Raw genomic sequence first — 22335 nt, 5'->3', positions numbered from 1 at the left:
CGCTAGCGCGCCCTGCCGGTGGTGGTGTACAGGCACGGCGACCACAGCATCAGTTCCGGCTGGGTGAGCGCGGCGGCGTCGTCGCGCAGCGATGCCGTTGCGGCGGGCGAGGTTTGGAACAGCCGGCTGTAGAGGGCGAGCAGGCGGCAGCCGGAACTGTTGCCGGTCCAGGTGGTGCTCGCGATATGGGTGGTCACGGTGGACAGCCCGGCGGCGAGGAAGGCCGCGGGCGTGCGCCGGGCCCAGTCGAAATCGATGCCGGCCGCATCCGCCGCCTCGCGCAGCGCGCCGGTGACGCGTTCGGCGGCCGCCCCGCTGGTCGCATCGGGGGCATTGATGACCGGGTCGGCCTCCGGGCGACCCCAATCGGAGACCACCAGCACGCCGCCGGGCTTCAAGGCGGGGACGAGCCGGGCGATCACCCGCTCGGGCTCGGGCAGCCGCATGAACAGCAGCCGCGCGTGAATGAGATCGAACTGCCCGGGCAGCGGATCGGTGCACACGTCGTGGACGGACACCTCGACGGTGTCGGGCACCCGGATGCGTCCGGTGTGCAGATCCGTGGCGAGGACCGAGGCCCCGCTCGCGGACATCCAGTTGGCGATATGGCCCGCGCCGGAACCGATATCCCAGCAGCGCCATTCGGGCCGGATGCCCAGTGTCCGCAGCACCGCGATGCTGGGCCCGTTCAGGATCTCGCCGAGCAGTCGCAATCGCTCGGCGGTCAGCGCGCCGCCATCCTCGAACGGGTCGGCCATCACCCACCTCACTGTGCGTAGTTGCGGGACAGTTGCTGATCTTGGCAGAGGTTGCCCGGATCGCGGCGTGCCCCGCCCGGCGAGTCTGCGCCCGCGATCGGCGGTCCGTGGGGTGTGCGGCGGCGTCCCGCGAGCGGGTAGTCGAGTCCCGCGGGCGGGTGGCCGTGACCCCCCGAGCGGGCGCGGAGCCGTACGCCGATAGGTGGCGTGCGGCCTGTCGCCGCGCAACGCCGTCCCGGCCCTCGGATCGGCCCTGGCAGGACCCCGAAACGTGCAGGAAACAAAGGGAATACGTATTTCGTCGTTTCGGTTGACAGGTTATCCGACCGGGCGGAGCATAGTTGCGTATTACGGCACTTGGTGCGCAATACGCAACAACTTGGAGGCGCGGTGATACAGCCGCGAGTCGTCATCATCGGTGCGGGAATCGTGGGCACGGGCCTGGCGGAGGAGATCACCCGGCTGGGCTGGACCGATCTCACCGTCCTGGATCGGGGCCCGCTGTTCCGGACGGGCGGATCCACCTCGCACGCACCGGGATTGGTGTTCCAGACCAATGGATCCAAGACCATGGCCGAACTGGCCCGGTACACGGTGGAGAAATTCACCGCCATGGCAGCCTTCGACCCGGTCGGTGGGCTGGAGGTGGCCACCACGCCGGAGCGGTGGCGCGATCTGCACCGCAGGCACGGTTGGGCGACCTCGTGGGGCATCGAAGGCCGGCTGCTGGACCCCGCGGAATGCGCGAAGCTGTTCCCACTGCTCGATCGGGAGCGAATCCTCGGCGGGTTCCACACGCCCACCGACGGTTTGGCACTGGCGGTACGAGCCGCGGAGGACCAGGCGCGCCGCGCCGTCGCCCGCGGCGCGCGCTTCGTCGGTGACTGCGAAGTGATCGAGGTGCTGCATCGGGACGGACGCGTGAGGGGCGTCCGCACCGCCGACGGCACCGAGTTCACCGCCGATATCATCATCAGCGCCGCCGGCTTCTGGGGCGCCGAGCTGGGACGCACGGTCGATCTCACCGTGCCGCTGGTCCCCATGGCGCACCAATTCGCCAAGACCGCACCGGTTCCCGCGCTCGACGGCCGACCGCTGCCCATCCTGCGGCACCAGGACGCCGACCTCTATTACCGCACCTACGGCGACCGCATCGGAATCGGCTACTACGGGCACGAGCCGCGCCCGGTCGATATGGCGGATCTGCTGCGCGACACCGCGAACGAGCCGATGCCGTCCATGCTCCCGTTCACCGAATCCGAATTCGAACCCGCCTGGGCGGCGAGCCGCGCACTGCTGCCCGCACTCGGCGACACCAAGGTCGACGAGGGATTCGACGGCATCTTCTCCTTCACCCCGGACGGCTTCCCCCTCCTGGGCGAGCACCGCGACCTGGCCGGATTCTGGGTGGCCGAAGCGGTGTGGGTGACGCATTCGGCGGGCGTCGCCCGCGCGGTGGCGCAGTGGATCGTCGACGGCACACCCGGAATCGATCTGCACGAGGGCGATCTGTATCGCTTCGAGGATGCCGCCCGCAGCCCGGATTTCATCCGGCGCACCAGCGTGCAGGCCTTCGTCGAGGTGTACGACATCATTCACCCGCACCAATACCGCACCGCGCCACGGGATCTGCGCACCAGCCCGTTCCATGCCCGGCACCGGGAACTGGGCGCGTTCTGCTTCGAAGGCGGTCTCTGGGAACGCCCGGCCTGGTTCGAGGCCAATGCCGGTCTGGTGGACGAGCTCGCCGCGCAGGGCGTCGGCTTCCCGCCTCGCGACGACTGGTCGAACCAGTTCTACTCGCCCATCTCGATCGCCGAAGCCGCCTGGACCCGAAGGCATGTCGCCATGTACGACATGACTCCGCTGACCCGCTACGAGGTGAGCGGCCGGGGCGCGACCGACTTCCTGCAAGAGCTGACCACCAATGATGTCGGCAAGAAGCCGGGCGCGGTCACCTACACCCTGCTGCTGGACGAGAACGGCGGCGTCCGCAGCGATCTCACCGTGGCGCGGCTGGGTGAGCGGCTCTACCAGGTCGGCGCGAACGGCCCCCTGGATTTCGACTGGTTCACCCGGCACCTGCCCGGCGATGGCAGCGTCACCCTGCGCGACATCACCGGTGGCACCTGCTGTGTCGGCGTCTGGGGTCCGCAGGCTCGGGCGATGGTGCAACCGCTGTGCCCGGACGACCTGTCGCACAAGGCCTTCGGGTATTTCAAGGCCTTGCGGACCTATCTGGGCAGCATTCCGGTCACCATGTTGCGCGTGTCCTATGTCGGCGACCTCGGCTGGGAGATCTACACCAGCGCCGAACACGGTGCGGCCCTGTGGGATCTGCTGTGGGAGGCCGGCGCCCCGTATCGGGTCATCGCCGCCGGGCGAATCGCCTTCAACAGCCTGCGCCTGGAGAAGGGCTACCGCTCCTGGGGCACGGATATGACCACCGAACACACCCCGGAGGCCGCTGGAGTGGGCTTCGCCGTCCGCATGAGCAAACCGGTGTTCATCGGCAAGCAGGCCCTCGAAACCGCCCCGCCGCCCGGGAAAATCCTGCGGTCGATCGTTCTCGACGATCCGCACGCCGTCGTGCTCGGCAAGGAACCGGTCACGGTGCACGGCGCCGTCGCCGGATACGTCACCAGCGCGGGCTATTCCGCCACCATCGCCCGCACCATCGCCTACGCCTGGCTGCCCAGCACCGTCCAGCCCGGCGATGCGGTCGAAATCGACTATCTGACACACAGATTCACCGGCCGAGTGCACACCGAACCCGTGGTCGATCCCGAGATGTCGCTGATCCGGAGGTAACCATGCCCGACACCTACGACGTCATCGTCATCGGCCTGGGCGGAATGGGCAGCGCCGCCGCCTACCACCTCGCCCGCGCCGGCCACCGCGTCCTGGGCCTGGAGAAGTTCACGCCCGCCCACGGCAAGGGCTCCAGCCACGGCGGCTCCCGCATCATCCGCCAGTCCTACTTCGAGGACCCCGCCTATGTGCCGCTGCTGCTGCGCGCCTACGAGCTGTGGGAGCAGCTGGCCGGAGACTCCGGTGACGAGGTCTACCGGCTCACCGGCGGCCTCTACGTGGGTCCGCCGGATTGCGAGACCGTGGCGGGCAGTGTCCGCGCCGCCGAGGAATGGTCGCTGCCGCACGACATCCTGAGCGCCGGCGATATCCGCTCTCGCTTCCCCAATTTCACGCCCGGCGCGGACTTCATCGGGCTGTACGAGGAACAGGCGGGCTTCGCGCGCCCCGAACTCACCGTGGGCGCACACCTGAAGCTGGCCGCCGCGGCGGGCGCGACCCTGCGTTTCGGCGAACAGGTCGAGGACTGGACGGACGGCGGCAGCGGCGTCGCCGTCACCACCGGCTCCGGTACCTATACCGCCGGACAGTTGGTGATCTGTCCCGGCGCCTGGGCCCCCGGCCTGCTGGCCGATCTGGGCATCGCCATCGAGATCGAACGCCAGGTCATGTACTGGCTCGACCCGGTCAACGGCAGCAAGAACTTCGAACACGACCCCATCTACATCGCCGAAAACTCCGCGGGCGCGCAGATCTACGGTTTCCCGGCCATCGACGGCCCGGACGGCGGCGTGAAGACCGCCTTCTTCCGCAAGGGCACCCGCTGCACCCCCGAAACCATCGACCGCACGGTACATCCCGACGAGATCACCGAAATGCGCACGCGCGTCACCGAATTGCTGCCCGCCCTCGCCGGGCGCGCCATCCACACCGCCACCTGCATGTACTCCAATACCGCCGACCAGCACTTCGTCATCGCCCGCCATCCGGCGCACGCCGCGGTCACCGTCGCCTGCGGATTCTCCGGTCACGGCTTCAAATTCGTCCCCGTCGTGGGGGAGATCCTCGCCGAGCTCGCCATGACGGGAACGACCGGCCACCCCATCGATCTGTTCGCTCCGCAAAGGCTGGTATCCCTGTGACCTCGGATCTGATCCCCACCCTCGGTGGTGAGTACTACTGCGACCCGGCGGTTTTCCGCGCCGAACAGGAACACATCTTCGAAAGCATGTGGTTCTGCGCGGCCCGCTCCTCGGACATCGACGAGCCCGGCGCCTTCCGGCGCATCCAGGTCGGCCGGGAGAGCGTGCTGCTGGTGCGCGGCCAGGACGGCGAACTGCGCGCCTTCCTGAATATCTGCCGCCACCGCGGCGCCATGATCTGCACGGAATCCGAAGGGCAGGTGCGCCGTACCCTGCGCTGCCCCTATCACGCCTGGACCTACGCACTCGACGGGAAGCTGGTCGCCGCACCCAATATCAAGTCCCTGCACGATGATTCGGGCGCCCCCATAGACCGCGTCGCCTACGGCCTGGTCCCGGTCGCGCTGCGGGAATGGCTGGGCTACGCCTGGGTCTGCCTGGCCGACGAACCGCCGTCCTTCGAGGCCGAGGTCATGGGTGCGGCCACCGCCCGGCTCGGCGATCCCGCCGCCATCGACCACTACGGCATGGAACGCCTCATGGTCGGCAAACGCGTCGTCTACGACGTGGCCGCCAATTGGAAGCTCATTGTCGAGAACTTCATGGAGTGCTACCACTGCGCCACCATCCACCCCGAGTTGGTGGAGGTGCTGCCGGAGTTCGCCGGCGGATATGCCGCGCAGTACTACGTCGGCCGCGGCGCCGAATTCGGCGAGCGCATAGCCGGATTCACCGTCGACGGCCGCGCCGGTTTCGATCCGCTGCCCGATCTGGCGCCGGAGCAGGATCGCAAGTATTTCGCCATCACCATCCGGCCGACGGTATTCGTGAATCTGGTGCCCGATCACGTCATCTTCCACCGCATGTACCCCATGGCGCACGACCGCACGATCGTGGAATGCGATTGGCTGTACGCGCCGGATGTGGTCCGATCCGGCGGTGCGCTCGAACATTCCGTGGAACTGTTCCACAGGGTGAACGAACAGGATTTCGCGGCGTGCGAACGCACCCAGCCGGCCATGTCGTCGCGGGCGTATCGCAAGGGCGGGGTGCTGGTGCCCGCCGAGCACCATATCGCCGAATTCCACGAGTGGACCCGCAAGCGGATCGGCGAAGCGCAATGCTAGACGAGCTCTGCGGTGCGCCGAATCTGTATATCGACGGAAAGTGGGTGCATGCGGCCGGTGGCGGCACTCGCGACATCGTGAATCCGGCCGACGGCGCCGTGATCGTCACCGTCGACGAGGCCGATCGCGCCGATGCGGTGACCGCGGTGGCCGCCGCCCGCGCCGCCTTCGACACCGGGGACTGGCCGCGCACGCCGGTGGCCGGGCGGATCGCCGTGCTGGAGCGCATTGCGGAGCTGCTCGGGCAGACGCGCGACGAGCTGGCGCGCATCGAAACCCTGGACACCGGAAAGACGCTGCGCGAGAGCTATATCGATATCGATGATGTGATCGCGGTCTTCCGGTACTACGCCCGGCTGGCCGCCACCGGCGCGGACCGGCTCATCGATACCGGTGATCCGGCGATCATCAGCCGCGTGGTGCGCGAACCCGCCGGGGTGTGTGCGCTCATCGCGCCGTGGAACTATCCGCTGCTGCAAATGTCGTGGAAGATCGCGCCCGCACTGGCCGCCGGATGCACCATGGTGGCCAAGCCCAGCGAGGTCACGCCATTGAGCACCATTGCCCTGGTGCGGCTCATCGATCGCGCCGGAGTGCCCGCCGGGGTCGTCAACTTGATCCAGAGCAGCGGGGCCACAGTCGGTTCCGCGCTCACGGACACGCCCGATGTGGATCTGATCTCCTTCACGGGCGGTGCGGCCACGGGGGAGGCGATTGCCCGCAAGGCGGCCGCTCACATCACCAGGGTGGCACTGGAACTGGGTGGCAAGAACCCGCACATCGTCTTTCCCGACGCCGATTTCGACAGTGCGGTGGACGCGGTTCTCACCGGTGCGTTCCTGCATTCCGGCCAAGTCTGTTCGGCGGGAACACGACTCATCGTGCACGAGTCCATCGCCGAGAGCTTGGTGGCCGAACTGGCGCGGCGAGCCGAGCGAATCCGTGTCGGTCCCGGGCTGGACCCGGCCAGCGAAACCGGGCCGCTGGTCTCCGAGCAGCATCGAGCGAAAGTGGAAGCCTATGTAGCCCTGGGTATTTCCGAAGGAGCGAAACTGGTGACCGGCGGTAAGCGCCCGGATGATCCCGAGCTCGCATCCGGAAGCTACTACCTGCCGACCATCTTCGACGACTGCCATCGCTGGATGCGCATCGTCCAGGAAGAAACGTTCGGCCCCATTCTCACCGTCGAACGCTTCACCACCGAGGCCGAGGCCATCGCCCTGGGCAACGACACCGCCTACGGCCTGGCCGCGGGTGTCCGCACCGCCGACCCGGCCCGCGGCGAGCGCCTGGTCCGCGCTCTGCGCCACGGCACGGTCTGGCTCAACGACTTCGGCTATTACACCCCCGCCGCCGAATGGGGTGGATTCGGCCGCTCCGGAATCGGCCGTGAACTCGGCCCGAGCGGCCTGGCCGAATACCAAGAGACCAAACACATATGGCACAACACCGCACCCGCGGTGGGCGGCTGGTTCGCCGGAAACAACTGAATATTTCCAACTCTCGGGACTCTCAGGGCTTCGCCTCGAATCCCGTTTGCATCATTTTTCTGAAAGTTGGGCCGTCATGACGACCACCCGTCCCCCCGCTCCAACCACGGCGATCGCCCCCGACCACGGCATGGCCGACTTCGGCTACAAGGAATCCCTGAGCCGCCGCATCGGAAAATTCTCCAGCTTCGCCGCCGGCGTCAGCTATATCTCCATCCTCACCGGCACCTTCCAGCTGTTCTACTTCGGTTACGGCACCGCCGGACCCGGATATCTGTGGTCCTGGCCGCTGGTATTCGTCGGCCAGTTCGCCGTCGCGCTCTGTTTCATGGAATTGGCGGCGAAGTATCCGGTGGCGGGCTCGGTCTACAACTGGGCCAAGAAGCTGGGCAATCAGTTCGTCGGCTGGTCGGCGGGCTGGCTCATGCTCACCGCGTCCATTGTCAGCCTGGCGGCCGTGGTGCTGGCGCTGCAATTGAATCTGCCCCGGTTGTGGAGCGGATTCCAGATCATCGGCGACGGCAGCGGAACCCGCGACTTCGCCACCAACGCCGTTATTCTCGGCACCGTGCTCATCGTGTTCACGACGGTGGTGAACGCCTTCGGGGTGCGTCTCATGGCCATGATCAACAGCACCGGCGTCTTCATCGAACTCATTGCGGCCGTGGCCATTGCCATCATTCTGGGCCTGCACGTCACCCGCGGCCCCGATGTCTTCTTCTCCACCAATGGTTACGGCGCCGAGCAGAGCGGCGGCTACCTGGGCGCGTTCTTGATCGCCACGCTCGCTTCCGGTTACGTCATGTACGGCTTCGACACCGCCAGCTCGCTCGGTGAGGAGACGGTGGAACCGCGCCGCACCGCGCCCAAGGCGATTCTGCGAGCCCTCTTGGCCTCCTTCGTGATCGGCGGCGCCATTCTGGTGTTCGCGGTGCTGTCCGCGCCGAATCTCGACGACGAGATGCTCGGCACCGCGGGCGGCGGTCTGCAATACATCGTCGAGCAGGTCATGGGCGGCACGCTGGGCAAGATCATGCTGGTGTGCATTGCCATCGCGGTGACCGTGTGCGCGCTGGCCGTGCACACCGCCGCCATCCGCTTGACCTTCGCCATGGCCCGCGACAATGCGCTCCCGTTCAGCGCACAGCTGGCCCGGGTGAGCGACAAGCACAAGACGCCGGTGGTGCCCGCGGTGGTGATCGGCCTGCTGGCGGCGCTCATCCTGGTGGTCAATATCGGTCAGCCGAAGGTGTTCACGGTGATCACCTCCATTGCCGTGATCATGATCTACCTCGCGTACCTGGGCGTCACCGCGCCCATGCTCTATCAGCGGCTGCGCGGCAACTGGCCCGCCGAAGACCTGGCCGCGGGCGGGTACTTCACCATGGGGCGCTGGGGTATGGCGGTCAATGTCTTCGCCGTGCTGTGGGGCCTGGGCATGGCGATCAACCTGGCGTGGCCGCGCCCGGCCATCTACGGCAGTCCCTGGTACTACACCTGGGGCGCGTTCCTCTACATCGGCGCCATCCTGGCCGCGGGCCTGATCTGGTACGCGCTGCGGGGAACTCGCGTCATCGGCGTGCTCGCCGCGCATGCCGCCGCACCGGCGCGGGTGGTGTCATGACCGACACCTTCGACTATGTGATCGTCGGCGGCGGCTCGGCCGGGTGCGTGGTGGCGGCCCGGCTCAGCGAGGACCCGGAGGTGACGGTCTGCCTGCTGGAGGCCGGTCCCTCCGACGTCGGCGACGACCGGATCCTGCGGCTGGCCGACTGGATGCACCTGCTCGAATCCGGTTACGACTGGGACTATCCGGTGGAACCGCAGGACAGCGGCAACAGTTTCCTGCGCCACTCGCGGGCCAAGGTGCTCGGCGGCTGCTCCTCGCACAACTCGTGCATCGCCTTCCACCCGCCCGCCGAGGGGCTCGACGAGTGGGAAGCCATGGGCGCCACCGGCTGGGGCGCGGACGGGCTGCTGCCGTATGTGGCCAAGCTCGAACGCAATACGGCCGCGGCCGCACATCACGGCCGGAGCGGGCCGGTCGAGATACGCGATGTGCCGCCGAAGGACCCGTGCGGTTATGCGGTGCTGGAGGCCGCCGCCAAGGTGGGATTGCCCACGGTGCAATTCAATCGGGGCGAGACCGTGCGCAATGGCGCGGGCTGGTTCCAGATCAATGCCGATGGCGACAATATCCGGCAGTCGTCCTCTCGTGCCTACCTGCATCCCGTCATGAGCCGGCGGCCGAATCTCACCGTGCGCACCGGCTGCTGGACCAGCGAGATCCTGTTCGACGACACCGATTCCGCCATCGGCGCGCGATATCGGCGACCGGACCTCACCGGATTCGACACCGTGCACGCCCGGCGGGAGGTGATCGTCAGCACCGGCGCCATCGACACTCCGAAGCTGCTCATGCTTTCCGGCATCGGACCGGCGGAACACCTGCGGGAGATGGGAATTCCGGTACGCGTGGACGCACCCGGAGTAGGCGCCAACCTCGACGATCACGTCGAGGGCCTGGTGTTCTGGGAAGCCTCCCGGCCCATGATCACCTCGTGCACCCAGTGGTGGGAGATCGGCGTCTTCGCCACCACCGTCGCCGGCCTCGCCCTACCCGACCTCATGATGCACTACGGCAGCGTTCCCTTCGATATGAACACGGTGCGCTGGGGCTATCCCACCACCGACAATGGCTTCTGTCTGACTCCCAATGTGACGCAAGGACATTCGCGCGGCACGGTGCGGCTGCGCTCCCGCGACTTCCGCGACAAGCCGCGGGTGGACCCGCGCTACTTCAGCGATCCCGACGGGCACGACGAGCGCGTCATGCTGCACGGCATCCGACTCGCCCGCCGCATGGCCGAGCAGTCCCCGCTGCGCGACTGGGCGGCCCGCGAACTCGCACCCGGCCCGGACGCCGTCACCGACGACGAGCTGCTCGAGTACATGCACCGCACCCACAACACCGTCTATCACCCGGCCGCCACCGCCCGCATGGGCGCGGTCACCGACCCCATGGCGGTGCTCGACCCGCAGCTGCGGGTCAAGGGTGTGCGACGGCTGCGCGTGGTCGACGCCTCGGCCATGCCGAAACTGCCCGCCGTGAATCCCAATATCACCATCATGGCCATGGGGGAGAAGTGCGCCGAGCTGATCAAGACGAAAACCTAGCGGCACCTACACTGGTCGTGTTATGGCTACGCGAGCGGGCGAGGGGTCCGGCAATCGTCGAGACGGCGCGGCAGCGGTGCAGTCGGTAGACCGCGCGCTGGCGGCCCTGGAGATCGTGGCCAAACTGGGGACGGCCGGGGTCACCGAGATCGCGGCCGAGCTCGGGGTGCACAAATCCACGGTGTCGCGGCTCATCGCGGTGCTGGAAGCCCGCGGGTATGTGCAACAACTCTCCGAACGCGGCAAATACCGGCTCGGGTTCACCGTGGTGCGGCTGGCCGGATCCACCAGTGCGCATCTGGATCTGCCGCGGCAGAGCCAGGACGTGTGCGACGCCCTGGCCGCCCGCGTCGGCGAGACCACCAATGTGGCGATCCTCGACAGCGATCGCATAGTGAACGTGGTCGAGGCGGTCGGATCGGCCGGTATCGCGTTGCGGACCTGGGTCGGCCAGAGCTGCCCGGCGCATGCCACCTCCAGCGGCAAGGCCCTGTTGTCGGAGTTGCCCGCCGCGGATCTGCGCGCGCGGCTGGCCCGTCGCCTGGAGTCCTTCGCGCCCAACACCATTACCGATCTCGGCGTGCTGCGCGCGCAGCTGGAGCAGGTGCGCGCGCGGGGCTGGGCGGCCTGCGAGGAGGAACTCGAGATCGGCCTGAATGCCGTCGCCGCGCCCATCCGGGACAGCGAGGGCCGGATCATTGCCGCGCTCAGCGTCTCCGGACCGTCGTATCGTCTTGCGCCGGAACGTTTTCCGGATATCGCCGCGCAGGCCGTCGAATCCTGCCGGCTGATCGGCCGCCGGCTCGGTTACACCGGCTGACTCAGTGCGGGACGGGCACCGAATCCGGCGCGTAGACCCCGAGCAGCACGCCCGCCGCCAGTCCGAGGAACGCGGCCGCGAGCAATGAGAGCGGTACGAAGACGAACGGCAGCACCACCCGCATGGTCGATGCGTTCAAATTCCTGTGCCGCCCTGACATCGCTGACCCCTTCACCCGCTGCTGAACCCTGACCCTTTACGAAAGTAACGAGTTTAGCCGAAGTGGGCAAATGTTCAGCAACTATGAATGAGGCCCCCGTCATGCTCGGCCGACGGGGGCCCGCCATTTCAGGACAGATGGATCGGAAAGGCCGCCACATCGTTCTGCGTGAGCACCGGCAGATTGGTGATCTCCTGCGGCGGCACGGCCAGCCGCAGGCCCGGAAAACGATCGAACAAGGCGGGCAAGCCGATTGCCGCCTCCAGCCGGGCCAGCGCCGCGCCCGGGCAGATGTGCGGACCGTAGCCGAAGGAGATATTGCGGTTCGCCGTCGGCCGCGTGACATCGAACTCGTCGGCGTCCTCGCCGTGAATGGCGGTATCGCGGCCCACGGCGCGGTAGGAGATCACCACGCCCTCACCCTTCTCGATGACGGCGTCGCCGAGCGTGATGTCCTCGGTGGCGAAGCGCATGAGCAGGTGGATGACCGGCCCGTCGTAGCGCAGCGTCTCCTCGATGGCCTGCTTCCACTCCACCTCGCCGCTGCGCACCAGGGCCAGCTGCTCGGGCCGGGTCAGCAAGGCGCGCACGGCATTCAGGATGAGGCTGACGGTGGTCTCGTGCCCGGCGGCGACCAGCGCCTTGAGATTGCCGACCACCTCCTCCTCGGTGAGCGGCTCGCCGCCCTCGTCGGCCAGGATGAGCGCGCTGGTGAGATCGTCACCGGGTGCGGCGGTCTTGCGACGGACCATCTCGGTGAAGTAGACGTGCATGTCCTCGATGACCTGCAGGCGCTCGTCCTGCGGGGTGACCATCGAGAAGAACTTCTTGTACCACTCCAGCAGCATCGCCTGATCGGACCGCTCGACGCCCATGAGCTCGCTGATGACCCGCATGGGCAGCGGGTAGGCGAACACCTGCTTGAGGTCGACGACCGCGCCGTCGCGGCCCGCTTCCTCCAGGTCATCGAGGAGTTCCTTGGTGAGCCGCTCGATGGACGGCCGCAGCGCTTCCAGCCGGCGCGGCGTGAGCGCCTGAGTGGTCTTGATGCGCAGCCGCCGGTGCTCGGCCCCGTCCACGGTGAACATGGAACGCCCGGCATCGATCATGCCGATGAGCGGCCACTGCCGGGTCACCACGCCGGAGGTCCACAGGCCCCAGGAGTTGATGTCCTTGACCAGCCGGGTGTCGACCAGCAGCTGACGGGCCAACTGGTGGTCGGTGACGGTCCAGGCGGGCACCCCCAGCAGCTCGATACGGGTGAGCGCCCCGGCCGCGCGCAGCCGCGCGGTCTCCCCGGCCAGGTCGCCCACCATCGGATCGATGGCGATGGCGTGCGGGCATGCTGAACTCACTGGAAACCTCCGACTGCGCGAACTGGGCTGAAAACAACGGGTAGAGAAGTCATTCCGCGCAGGAACGGAGAGGGCCGCCGGATCAGGTTCTGCGCCGGCACGGCCAGTTCGATATCGGGCAGCCGGTCCAGCAGCACCTCGATGCCGGTCCGGGCAATGATCTCGGCAATATGCTGCGCCGGGAAGGGGCAGCGGTATTCGCCGTGGCTGAACGCGAAATGCGCGCTGTTGCCGGTATACACGGCCGCATCGGAGACCTGCTGGCGCACATGCGGATCGGCATTGGCCGCGGCCAGGCCGAGCAGCAGCATGTCGCCGGCGCGAATCACCTTGTCGCCCAGGCGGGTATCGCGGGCAGCCCAGCGACCGGCGAGGATCTGGGTGGGGGTGTCCTCCCAGAGCACCTCGTTCATGGCCTGGCCGACACTGCGCCGGCCGCCGCCCAGGGCGGCGGCGAAGCGATCGTCGGTGAGCATGAGCCGCACCGAGTTTCCGATCCAGTCCGAGGTCGGCAGCTGACCGGCGGCCACCACGGCCATCAGATCGAGCATGTACTCCTCGTCGGTGAACGGCTCGGGATAGGCCAGCATGCGCGAGACCACGTCATCGCCGGGCTCCGCGCGCTTGCGGGCGACGAGCTGACCCATGGCCTGACCGAATTGCATGTGCGCCGCTTGGGCATCCGCGCCGCCGTCGGCCAGGGTCTTCATGGTCCAGGCCAGGTGCGGTCCCTCCTCGTCGGGAATGCCCATGAGCCAGGCCAGCGCCAGCACCGGCAGCGGTTCGGAGAATTCGGCGACCAGGTCGGCGGTGCCGCGGCCGCAGAAGGAATCGATCAGCCGATCGGCGAGATTCTCGGTGACACGGCGCAATTCGAAGGGATCGACCGCTTCCAGGGCGGGTTCCACCATGGCCACATGGCGGCGGTGCTCGGCCCCGGCGGTGAAGTAGATCGACGGCATGGGCTGGCCGACCATCGGCAGCAGCGGCCAGTCCTCGGGGATATTGCCCCACTGGTTCCACAGGCTCACATCGCGCGGGAACAGCTCCGGGGAATTGGTGACCTGATGCATCTCCCGATAGCCGATGACCAGCCAGGCGGGCACCCCGCCGGGCAGCTCCACCGCCACCACCGCACCGTGGTCGCGGCGCATCTCGTGGTAGAGGGCATGCGGATCGGTGTGGAAGCGGGGGCCGCTGAGCGGGACGACGCCGTGCTGCACCGGGCAGCCACCGGCTTGCGCGGGCGAGGTCATTGCGGATTCTCCGGATTGTAGAGGTATTCGACGAGCGTGATCAGCACGCTCTTACAGGAATCCCGGTAGCGGGCATCGCATTCGATGAGCGGAACGTGCGGATCCAGGTCCAGCGCCTCGCGCACCTCGTCCACGCCGGCGGCGTCGCCGAAGTTGTTGCACGCCACGATGAACGGCGTGCGCTGATGCTCGAGCCGGTCGATGGCGTACCAGGAGTCGGTGATGCGGCGCGGATCCACCAGCACGATGGCGCCCAGCGCGCCGGTGAACAACCGGTCCCACAGGAACCAGAAGCGTTCCTGCCCGGGCGCTCCGAACAGGTACAGCACGTGCTCGTCGTCGATGGTGATGCGGCCGAAGTCGAAAGCCACCGTGGTGGTGGACTTTCCGGGCGCGAGCGTCGGATCGTCGACGCCGTAGCCCACCTGCGTCATGGTGGCTTCGGTATCCAGCGGGCGGATTTCGCTGACCGAGCGGACCATGGTGGTCTTGCCCACGCCGAAACCGCCCACGATGACGATCTTGAGACCCTGACTGGCATTGGCGCTCAGCGGTGCGTCGGCGCGGGCGGGCCGGGGGTCAGAGATTGCGGAGTCCAACGAGCACCTTCTCCAGGGTGGTGGTGTCGGGCAGCGAATTCCACGCGCCGGTGGTGTACCGCGGATGCCGCACGGTGATCTTCCCGGCGTGCAGCAGATCCGACAGCAGGATGGTGGCGATGCCGACCGGGAGCCGCAGTTCCGCCGCGATCTCCACCACCGCGGTGGGGCGGCGGCACATATCGAGGATCGCGGCATGCTCGGACTGCATGCCCGGCGACGGATCGCATTCGCTCACAACGAGAGTGACGAGATCGAAGGCGTCGGAATCCGGGCGGCTGCGGCCGCCGGTCAGCGTGTACAGCCGGTCCGGATTCTCGTCTGGCCTGGTCACGACACGCTCGCTCCCCGGACTCTGGGCGCGGCGGCGAGGTGTTCACCGAGCTGCTCCACCAGTTCCCGCATATTGTGGCCGACCAGGCCCGCATCGGCGTCCTCGGCGGCGACCACCGCGATGTGCGCGCCCACACCGGCTTCCACGATGAACAGGATGCCGCCGTAGAACTCGGTCATGGACTGCCGCACACCGCCGCGGCCGTCGCCGAATTCCACGGAGGCGCCGTGCGAGAGGCTCTGAATACCGGCGGCGATGGCGGCGAGCTGATCGGCGCTGTCATTGCCCAGCTCTGAGGTATGGCAGATCTTGAGCCCGTCACCGGACAGCAGCAGGGCGTGCCTGGCGCGCGGGGTACGGACGAGCAGTTGCTCCAGCAGCCAGCCCAGCTGCGTGGCGGAGGGTGTCATCGATCGTTCTCCAAGGGCGCGGACGGGGAAGGTGTTGCGGTGCCGCCATTCTCGCCGCCGTTCATCGCACGCTGGAAGGCGCCCATATTGGAGGGCGATGGCGGGCGGAACGAAGAGAGAGGTTGCGGCGTACCGGGTGCGGACAGTCCGTCGGGATGAACGGCGGCCAACGTGCTGCCGCGACGTCGCTTGGGGAGTCCGGAACCGGTGGAAGCGGGAGTATCGGCGGATTGCCCTGAGACAGAGGCGATATCGGCCGACGGCGGGTACGCGGAATGCGCGGGATCGAGATCGGCCAGCGGCGGCGGAGTCCCGAAAAGCGCCTGCGCACTCTCGGAGAGACCCGTATCCGCCGAGGACAGCGCAGGACTCACCGCGGCCCCCTGTGCCATGTCCGAATACCCGGCGCGGACGGGGGTCTCGCGGTTTTCGCCTGCGACGGGGCCGGAGGGGAGCGCACGGTTCTCGTCCGCGGCGGCGCCCGCGGGAAGCTCGCGGTATTCGCCTGCGGCGGCGCCGGAGGGAAGCTCGCGGCTGTCGCGGGTCTCGGCACGCGACGGGAGCGCGAGATTTTCGCCGGTGTCCGTGCGCGAGGGCAGTTCGTGGTGGCTTTCCGCCGCTGTCGTGCGGGACGGGAGCACGCGGCGTTCGCCCGTGCCGGAAACGGCCCGCAGTTCCCGGCTGGCACTCGCCGACACGCGGGAGGGGAGCTCGCGGCTCTCGCTCGCGGTGGTGCGGGAGGGGAGACCGTCGGTGAGGGTGCGCTGGATGTCTGTCGACGGGCGGGTGGGCAATGTCGCCACGGCCGTGAGGGATCCGGTGTTGCGCTCCAGACGGGTGGTGAGCTCGCGCGGTACCACCACGACCACAGCGGTGCCGCCGATGGCCGACGGCCGGTAGGACACGGTGAGTTCGTGTTTGCGGGCCAGGTGGCCGACAACGGCCAGACCCAGGCGGGTGCCGGACAGCGAGGACAGGTCGGAGCTCTGGTCGCCCTGGCCGGAGACCGTCGATTCGGCTCGGCGCAGCGCGGATTCGCTCATGACCAGGCCGCTGTCCTCGATGGTGATCACCACGCCCGCCGGCACCTCGGCCGCGTACACGTGCACCTCGGTGGTCGGCGGCGAGAAGTTGCAGGCATTGTCGAGCAGTTCGGCGAGCGCGTGCATGACGCCCTCGGCGGCGTGACCGGCAATGGCTATCTCGGCCACGGCGCGCAGCCGCACCCGCTGATAGCCCGCGACGCGGCCCATGGCGCCGCGCAGAATGGACTCCATGCCAATGGGTTTGGCCCAGCGCCGCCCGGTGCGCGCGCCGCTCAGCACGGCGATGCTGTCCGCGAGCCGGCCCGCCTGCGCGGTGCGGTGATCCAGTTCCAGCAGATCGCCGAGCACCTTCGGATCCGCGTGCCGATGCTCCATCTCCCGCAGTTCGGCCAGCATGCTGGTGCTCATGGCCTGCATGCGCCCGGCCGCGCCCGCGAAGGCGGCCATGGCGGCGGCACGGCGGTTGTCGCTGTCCTTGGCTTCGCGCGCCTTGGCGGCGAGGGCTTGCTCCAGCGGTTCGATGCGAGCCTGCAGCTCAGCGATCAGCGCGTTCGCCTCGGCCGCATAGGAATCGATGCGAGCCTGGGCCCGCGCCTCGGCCGTCGCCGTGACTTCCTGGGTTCGAGCCTCGGCCGCGGTCGCCGTATCCCGGGCGCGCGCCACCTGGCCGCGGTAATACACCGCCATGGTCACGGCCGCGCACAGCAACACCGCCGCCGTCGCGCCGCCCGCGATCAGGGGTATCCGAAAGTCCTCCGGCGCGGCGTAAACCGCTGCCGCGACCGCCGCGGCGGTGAGCACCACACACGTGCACAGCGTCCGAACGGGCAGACGCGCACTCCGAACGGCTTCGTTCGCACCGTCCGGAGGATTCGATGACTCCGACAAGCTTTCGCACTTCCGCACTCACGTTCACCGAGGCAGCTGCACCGGTGCGGTCGAGCCCCGCCGGTTGCCACGTCAAATAGGCGGACCGGCAAGAGGATTCGAACCTAGCGGACGAGCATAGGCTTCTGAGACGGTCCGCGCTACCCGAGGGCGAACCCCGCCACAAGCGCGATCCCGGTGAGCAAGATCCGCGCAACCGAGTTGTAATCTGCTGTGTCGCGGGCGTTTCCGCAGCACCCGGCGGTGGCCGGGTCAATCCTCCAGGTCGAGGGGATACTCGTCGATCTCCGCGGCCGGGTCGTCCGCGGCTCCGGCGCGGGCGGTGCCGAGGAGCGCGGCAATGGCGTACGCCAGCACCGGGATACCGCCGATCAGCCCCTTGTAATCGCCCAGGTGAACCTCGGGCAACAGCAGCGTCACCAAGCGGACGACACCGAAGATCAGCCCGAGCGCACCGCCGACCATGAAGATCGCGATGGGTGTGCGGAACCGCTCCGGCACCGTCCGGTAACTGATCGCCGCCGCCACGAGTATCGCCGCATTGACGGCGACCGCGATGACGCCGAGCACCCACTTGTGCGCATCCACGAGCGTGGCATCCGGCTCGTTCGGGTCATAGGTGATCAAGATCGCCGCCTCCGCGATCACGAGCATGGTGTAGGCCGCCCGGATCAACCCGGGTTTGCACCACGCCTGCGCGATCGAGATGACGATGAGCGTCCCGCCCGCCACGTACGCGGCGCTGGCCACCACATCCGGCAGCAGTTCCAACCCGATCGCCGAATCGATGCGCTCCTCGGCCCACCGGTTCAGCGCCGGCGTCCGCAGCAATGCCCACCATCCGAGCAGCGCCAGCCCCAGGGTGAGCGGCCGCGATTCCGGGTTCGGCCACCGCCGCGCCCGCATCGTCACCGTCACCGCCACAACCAGCGCGGCCAGAATCGGAACGGCATTGGTCACCGGGACAGCTTCACCCAATCGGCCCGTTCGCCCGGGTGCGCCACGCCGTCATCGTGCGGCGGGCTCGCGGTCCGGTGCCCGCCGCATGCGTGCACTGGCGATGAGCGAACCGATCGAGAACGCGAAGATGGGAATGCTCACCACCGGCGCCCACGCCTCGACCTGCGCCCCCGTCGGCCGCACCAGTGTCACCACCCGGATCACCGCCAGCACCAACCCCGCGACCCCGCCGGCGATGAACAGCCCCAGCGGCAGCCGGAACCGCTCCGGCACATCGCGATAACTCAGCAGCGCGGCCACCAGGACCGCGGCATTCCCGACGATTCCGGCAATGGCCAGGATCCACAAATGGGTATCGAGAATCCGGTCCGTCGGATTCGTCGGGTCGTAGGTCAGCAAGAGCGTCGCCTCGACCACGATCAACCCCACATAGAACGCCTTCTTCAGCACCGGCCGTCCCCACGCGTCGGCCACCGCCACCCCGATCAACCCGCCGGCCGCCACCAGCGCGACATCCGCGGCCAGCCCCGGCAGACCGCCGAAATGCCCACCGGGCAAGGTCAATTCATTCGCCGGGCGATTCACCGCGGGCGTCCGCAGGATCGCCCACAGGGCCAGCAGGGCGATACCCACCGTGAACGGCCGTGATTCCGGCACACGCCAGCGCGGCAGCCGGACCGCCGCCGCGGCGAGCGCGAGCGCTGCGGCCAGCAGCGGCACGGCATTGCTCACCGGAACAACCTCGCGCCGGCCTCCCCGTGCGATGGCTTCCGCTTCCCCTGCTCGTCGCCCTCTTTGTCCCGCCGCAACAACTCGGTGAGCAGCTGCCGGGTGGTGGCCTGCCGAATAGCACTCCCGGATCCGGCGCGCTGCGCCTCGGCTTCGGTAATGATCCCCGCGACCACCTGCACCTCGACCGGGTTGGCCGAATAGGCCCGGGCGATCTCGATCAGCGTTTCCACCGGCGGCGTCTCCAAGGCCAAATGCCGAGCCAGCGTGGCCTGCGGAATCCCGGTCACCACCGCCATGGCCCGGGTGCTGTCACCCCCGGTCAGCTCCTCCACCCACTGTTTCAGCTGCTCGTGCACCGTCCAATCATGGCACGCAGCTGTCTCACTCCCGGTTCGGGCGCGGGGCATGTCCGAGGCGCGGTGGCGCGTGCTGAACACGCGATGGTGCCGCGCCGGGCTCACGACCCGGTGCTGTTTTCCGTGGGGACGGCGACCGCGCGCCCGTGGGTCAGAACGTGGGTGATGAGGGTGAGTTCCGCGTTCGTCAGAGTGGGCGGCTCGGTGGTAACCGCGGTCGAGGTTCGAGCCGTGTCGTTTTCGTCGGCAAGTCCGCCGATGACGCTCGGCCAGACGAATCCGCAGCCCGCAATGAGCAGGGCGGACATGGCGGTGATGGCGATGAGGACGGCGGCGATGGCGATGAGGAAGAGCTTGAGCATGACTGGGTGGGGCTCAGCGGCTGCCCGTGCGGACGCCGTCTCGAATCTGGTACACGCGGGAGGTGGTGATGTCGCCGGCGGCCTTGGCGATCAGGAAGACGCGTTCGCCGGAGAGGGTGGCGTTCCTGATCGATTCGCGCCAGCGGGCGTCGGCGGCCTGGGCGGCCTGTCTGGCGGCCTCGCGAGCGGCGGTGGCCGCCCGGATCTCGTCGAGGCGGTGCTGGGTCGTCTGCATCGGATCTCCCGGATTGCTGGTTCGTTGCTGAATCGAAGGTAAAAGGAGTGGTGACTCGAAGTCAAGGCTTTATGTCTTGAAAATGACTCAGAATCGAGCGGGGGGAAGCGGGATCCCGAGGTCATGGGCTTGAAAAACCGGATTGTTGCGGTGGCCACACGCCACCGGACTGCGCGGTGAATATGACGCGGCGTGCGCCAAATGTAGTTCGGTTCGTTCGCCCGCGGCGTAATCCGCCCGCCACGGCTTGACCTCAACAGCCGTCGAGGTTCGAGGGTGGGGGAGTCGGTTGACGTCGAATGGAGAGGCAGTGCGATGCGGGTTGTGGAAGCCACGGCGTTCGGAGAGCCGGAGGTGCTCGTGGTGACGGAAGCGCCGGATCCGGTGGCGGGACAGGGGGAGGTGGTGGTCGCCGTGCGGGCGATCGACGTCATGTTCCTCGACACCCGCATGCGCAGCGGGTGGGCGAAGGACTTCTTCCCGGTCGAGCCGCCGTTCGTGCCGGGCGGGGCGGTCGCGGGCGTGGTGGAGTCGGTCGGGGCGGGCGTGGACGCCGGATGGGTCGGCCAGCGGGTGGCCACCGCGACGGCCGCCAGCGGCATCGGCCGGGGGACGCCCACGGGTGGCTATGCGGAGAAGGCGCTCGCGAAGGCCGACACCCTGGTGGCCGTTCCCGAAGGGCTCGCCGTAGAGCAAGCGGTGGCGCTGGTGCACGACGGCCGGACCGCATTGGCGGTCATGGGCCGGGCCGCGATCCGGCCCGGGGAATGGGTGCTGATCACCGCCGCCGCGGGCGGATTGGGCACGCTGCTGATCCAGCTGGCGCGCGACGCGGGCGCGCGGGTGATCGCGGCGGCCCGGGGAACGGCCAAACTCGAACTGGCGCAACGGCTCGGCGCGCATGCCGTGGTCGACTACTCGACCGCCGGCTGGGTGGATGAGGTACTACAGCTCACCGGCGGTGTGCAGGTGCTGCTCGACGGCGCGGGCGGCGAGATCGGACGCGCGGCCATGGCGGCCGTCGGGACCGGTGGCCGGATTCTCGGATACGGCAATGCCGCAGGAGGATTCGCCGATTTCGACACCGAAGCCGCTGCGGCACGCGACATTGCGATCGTCCCGCTGTTCGAGATCAGCGCCGGCGAGGTCGACTGGAACGCGCTGTTCGAACAGGCGCAGGCCGATGCCGCCGCCGGACGGCTGGAGGTCGTGATCGGGCAGCGCTTCCCGCTCGAACAGGCGGCCGCCGCGCATGCCGCCATTGCCGCCCGGAACGCGATCGGCCGCACCATCCTCACGGTCTGATCCGGCTGAGTCGTCGGTCCGATCCGGCCGAGCCGAGGCCAGATCGGCCGGGCCTCATGAGAGGTCCGGTCGAGTCTCGTGGCCGGGTCCGCCCGAGCCGCACGGGTTCGTTCCGGCGGACCTGGTGCCCAGGTCCGGCGTGTCGGGAACGTTTTTGCTGGTCCCCGGCTTGCGGCCGGGCAAGCTGGATGCGGGTCGAACTCGACGCGGAGGTGGCTGTGCGCTATCGAGCTGGGTTGATCGGGGCGGTCGCCGTGGGGGTCTGTGCCTGGCTGGCGCCACTGGCGGCCGCGGATCCGGGCGAGGCCAATCCCGCCCTGCCGCTGCCGGATGCGGTCGAGCCGGTGCCCGCGCGCACGGCCATCTCGCTGCGCTCGGTGGTGCCGGGTGTGCGGTGGGGAACCGCGAACGAGACCGAGACCCGGGCCGGTCTGTCCATCGCCAAGCTCTACCTGGCCGACTACGCGCTGCGGCACGGTGACGGTTCGGCGCAGGACAAGGAGCTGGGGGAGCGCATGATTCGCGACTCCGACGACAACGCGGCGGCCGTGATCGCGGCGAAGTACCCGTACGCCATCGACTCCATCGCCGCCGAATACGACCTGCCCGCCACCCGCGGCAACGACGACTGGGCCATGTCCTCGACCAGCACCGCGGACGTCGCCGACTTCCTCCTGGTGAAACTGCGCAGCGATCCGGACAGCCCCGTCCTCGAATGGATGTCCGATCCGAGCGAGGTCGCGATCGACGGCACCGTCCAGGACTGGGGCACCGCTCAACTCCCGCACGTCACCGGCACCAAATGGGGCTGGTCGGATCTGGGCGTCCCGGAAGTGGCCTCGGCCTCCTTCGGCCCCGGCTTCACCGTCGCCGCCCACACCTACGGCACCTCCGAAGAACACACCGACGACGTCCTCGCCGCCCTCCCCACCGTCCTCGCCGACCTCCTCGCCGAGTTCTGATGCTGGACATGCGATCACCGGGAACTGGTGGCGGCATCGGCCGAGTAGCC

22 protein-coding genes are annotated in these 22335 nt (G+C 68.4%); 9 read left to right on the top strand and 13 right to left on the bottom strand.

Annotation, left to right across the window (positions count from 1 at the left end; all coding sequences use genetic code 11):
- Positions 1–2: 2 nt before the first annotated feature.
- Positions 3–758 carry a class I SAM-dependent methyltransferase gene (locus ACYQ5L_RS28475; protein WP_459961314.1) on the bottom strand — a complete coding sequence of 252 codons (756 nt, stop codon included), beginning with the start codon at positions 756–758 and terminating at the stop codon, positions 3–5.
- Positions 759–1148: 390 nt separating this feature from the next.
- On the opposite strand from ACYQ5L_RS28475, the gene ACYQ5L_RS28470 reads away from it, so the two are divergent.
- The 7 genes from ACYQ5L_RS28470 to ACYQ5L_RS28440 all read left to right on the top strand — a co-directional run bounded on the left by ACYQ5L_RS28470 (position 1149) and on the right by ACYQ5L_RS28440 (position 11325).
- Positions 1149–3569 (top strand): GcvT family protein, encoded by a 2421-nt coding sequence (locus ACYQ5L_RS28470; RefSeq protein ID WP_459961313.1) that lies wholly within the window; start codon positions 1149–1151, stop codon positions 3567–3569.
- Positions 3570–3571: 2 nt separating this feature from the next.
- Positions 3572–4711 carry an N-methyl-L-tryptophan oxidase gene (solA, locus tag ACYQ5L_RS28465; RefSeq protein ID WP_459961312.1) on the top strand — a complete coding sequence of 380 codons (1140 nt, stop codon included), beginning with the start codon at positions 3572–3574 and terminating at the stop codon, positions 4709–4711.
- Positions 4702–5838 carry an aromatic ring-hydroxylating oxygenase subunit alpha gene (locus tag ACYQ5L_RS28460; RefSeq protein ID WP_459963571.1) on the top strand — a complete coding sequence of 379 codons (1137 nt, stop codon included), beginning with the start codon at positions 4702–4704 and terminating at the stop codon, positions 5836–5838. Before solA ends, ACYQ5L_RS28460 begins: the two co-directional genes overlap by 10 nt.
- On the top strand, positions 5832–7328 hold the full coding sequence (locus ACYQ5L_RS28455; RefSeq protein ID WP_459961311.1) for an aldehyde dehydrogenase family protein: 1497 nt from the start codon (positions 5832–5834) through the stop codon (positions 7326–7328). Before ACYQ5L_RS28460 ends, ACYQ5L_RS28455 begins: the two co-directional genes overlap by 7 nt.
- A 76-nt stretch (positions 7329–7404) precedes the next feature.
- The gene (locus tag ACYQ5L_RS28450) at positions 7405–8952 is read left to right on the top strand and encodes an APC family permease (RefSeq protein ID WP_459961310.1); all 1548 of its coding nucleotides are present in this window, start codon (positions 7405–7407) and stop codon (positions 8950–8952) included.
- Positions 8949–10505, top strand: coding sequence for a GMC family oxidoreductase (locus ACYQ5L_RS28445; RefSeq protein ID WP_459961309.1), 1557 nt, complete (start codon positions 8949–8951; stop codon positions 10503–10505). The genes ACYQ5L_RS28450 and ACYQ5L_RS28445 overlap by 4 nt, the downstream gene beginning before the upstream one ends.
- A gap of 22 nt (positions 10506–10527) precedes the next feature.
- Entirely contained in the window at positions 10528–11325 is a 798-nt protein-coding gene (locus ACYQ5L_RS28440; protein WP_459961308.1) for an IclR family transcriptional regulator, read from the top strand.
- Position 11326: 1 nt separating this feature from the next.
- Here ACYQ5L_RS28440 and ACYQ5L_RS28435 read toward each other — a convergent pair whose 3' ends face one another.
- From ACYQ5L_RS28435 to ACYQ5L_RS28380, 12 genes are all read right to left on the bottom strand, one after another.
- The gene (locus ACYQ5L_RS28435; RefSeq protein ID WP_459961307.1) at positions 11327–11464 is read right to left on the bottom strand and encodes a hypothetical protein; all 138 of its coding nucleotides are present in this window, start codon (positions 11462–11464) and stop codon (positions 11327–11329) included.
- Between the two features lie 149 nt (positions 11465–11613).
- Positions 11614–12840, bottom strand: a complete 1227-nt coding sequence (locus ACYQ5L_RS28430) for a cytochrome P450 family protein (protein ID WP_459961306.1) — start codon at positions 12838–12840, stop codon at positions 11614–11616.
- Positions 12837–14096, bottom strand: coding sequence for a cytochrome P450 (locus ACYQ5L_RS28425; RefSeq protein ID WP_459961305.1), 1260 nt, complete (start codon positions 14094–14096; stop codon positions 12837–12839). The genes ACYQ5L_RS28430 and ACYQ5L_RS28425 overlap by 4 nt, the downstream gene beginning before the upstream one ends.
- A complete protein-coding gene (locus ACYQ5L_RS28420; protein WP_459961304.1) occupies positions 14093–14695 on the bottom strand; it encodes a GTP-binding protein in 603 nt (200 codons plus the stop codon). Before ACYQ5L_RS28420 ends, ACYQ5L_RS28425 begins: the two co-directional genes overlap by 4 nt.
- Positions 14676–15029, bottom strand: coding sequence for a DUF742 domain-containing protein (locus ACYQ5L_RS28415; RefSeq protein WP_459961303.1), 354 nt, complete (start codon positions 15027–15029; stop codon positions 14676–14678). The genes ACYQ5L_RS28420 and ACYQ5L_RS28415 overlap by 20 nt, the downstream gene beginning before the upstream one ends.
- A complete protein-coding gene (locus ACYQ5L_RS28410; RefSeq protein ID WP_459961302.1) occupies positions 15026–15439 on the bottom strand; it encodes a roadblock/LC7 domain-containing protein in 414 nt (137 codons plus the stop codon). The genes ACYQ5L_RS28415 and ACYQ5L_RS28410 overlap by 4 nt, the downstream gene beginning before the upstream one ends.
- Entirely contained in the window at positions 15436–17289 is a 1854-nt protein-coding gene (locus ACYQ5L_RS28405) for a sensor histidine kinase (protein WP_459961301.1), read from the bottom strand. The genes ACYQ5L_RS28410 and ACYQ5L_RS28405 overlap by 4 nt, the downstream gene beginning before the upstream one ends.
- Positions 17290–17625: 336 nt before the next feature.
- Complete coding sequence (locus tag ACYQ5L_RS28400; RefSeq protein ID WP_459961300.1) at positions 17626–18333, bottom strand: hypothetical protein; 708 nt, start codon at positions 18331–18333, stop codon at positions 17626–17628.
- A gap of 48 nt (positions 18334–18381) precedes the next feature.
- On the bottom strand, positions 18382–19065 hold the full coding sequence (locus tag ACYQ5L_RS28395; RefSeq protein WP_459961299.1) for a hypothetical protein: 684 nt from the start codon (positions 19063–19065) through the stop codon (positions 18382–18384).
- Positions 19062–19421 (bottom strand): hypothetical protein, encoded by a 360-nt coding sequence (locus ACYQ5L_RS28390; RefSeq protein WP_459961298.1) that lies wholly within the window; start codon positions 19419–19421, stop codon positions 19062–19064. Before ACYQ5L_RS28390 ends, ACYQ5L_RS28395 begins: the two co-directional genes overlap by 4 nt.
- Positions 19422–19522: 101 nt before the next feature.
- Positions 19523–19783 (bottom strand): hypothetical protein, encoded by a 261-nt coding sequence (locus ACYQ5L_RS28385; protein ID WP_459961297.1) that lies wholly within the window; start codon positions 19781–19783, stop codon positions 19523–19525.
- Positions 19784–19796: 13 nt separating this feature from the next.
- Positions 19797–20018: a hypothetical protein gene (locus ACYQ5L_RS28380; RefSeq protein WP_459961296.1), complete on the bottom strand. Its 222-nt coding sequence runs from the start codon at positions 20016–20018 to the stop codon at positions 19797–19799.
- A gap of 315 nt (positions 20019–20333) precedes the next feature.
- On the opposite strand from ACYQ5L_RS28380, the gene ACYQ5L_RS28375 reads away from it, so the two are divergent.
- Both ACYQ5L_RS28375 and ACYQ5L_RS28370 read left to right on the top strand, forming a co-directional pair.
- Positions 20334–21323 (top strand): zinc-binding dehydrogenase, encoded by a 990-nt coding sequence (locus ACYQ5L_RS28375; RefSeq protein WP_459961295.1) that lies wholly within the window; start codon positions 20334–20336, stop codon positions 21321–21323.
- A gap of 218 nt (positions 21324–21541) precedes the next feature.
- Positions 21542–22285, top strand: a complete 744-nt coding sequence (locus ACYQ5L_RS28370) for a hypothetical protein (RefSeq protein ID WP_459961294.1) — start codon at positions 21542–21544, stop codon at positions 22283–22285.
- Positions 22286–22335 lie beyond the last annotated feature (50 nt).

It is taken from the genome of Nocardia sp. IFM 10818, assembly GCF_054655275.1.
This window is presented reverse-complemented; position numbering and strand designations above follow the sequence as displayed.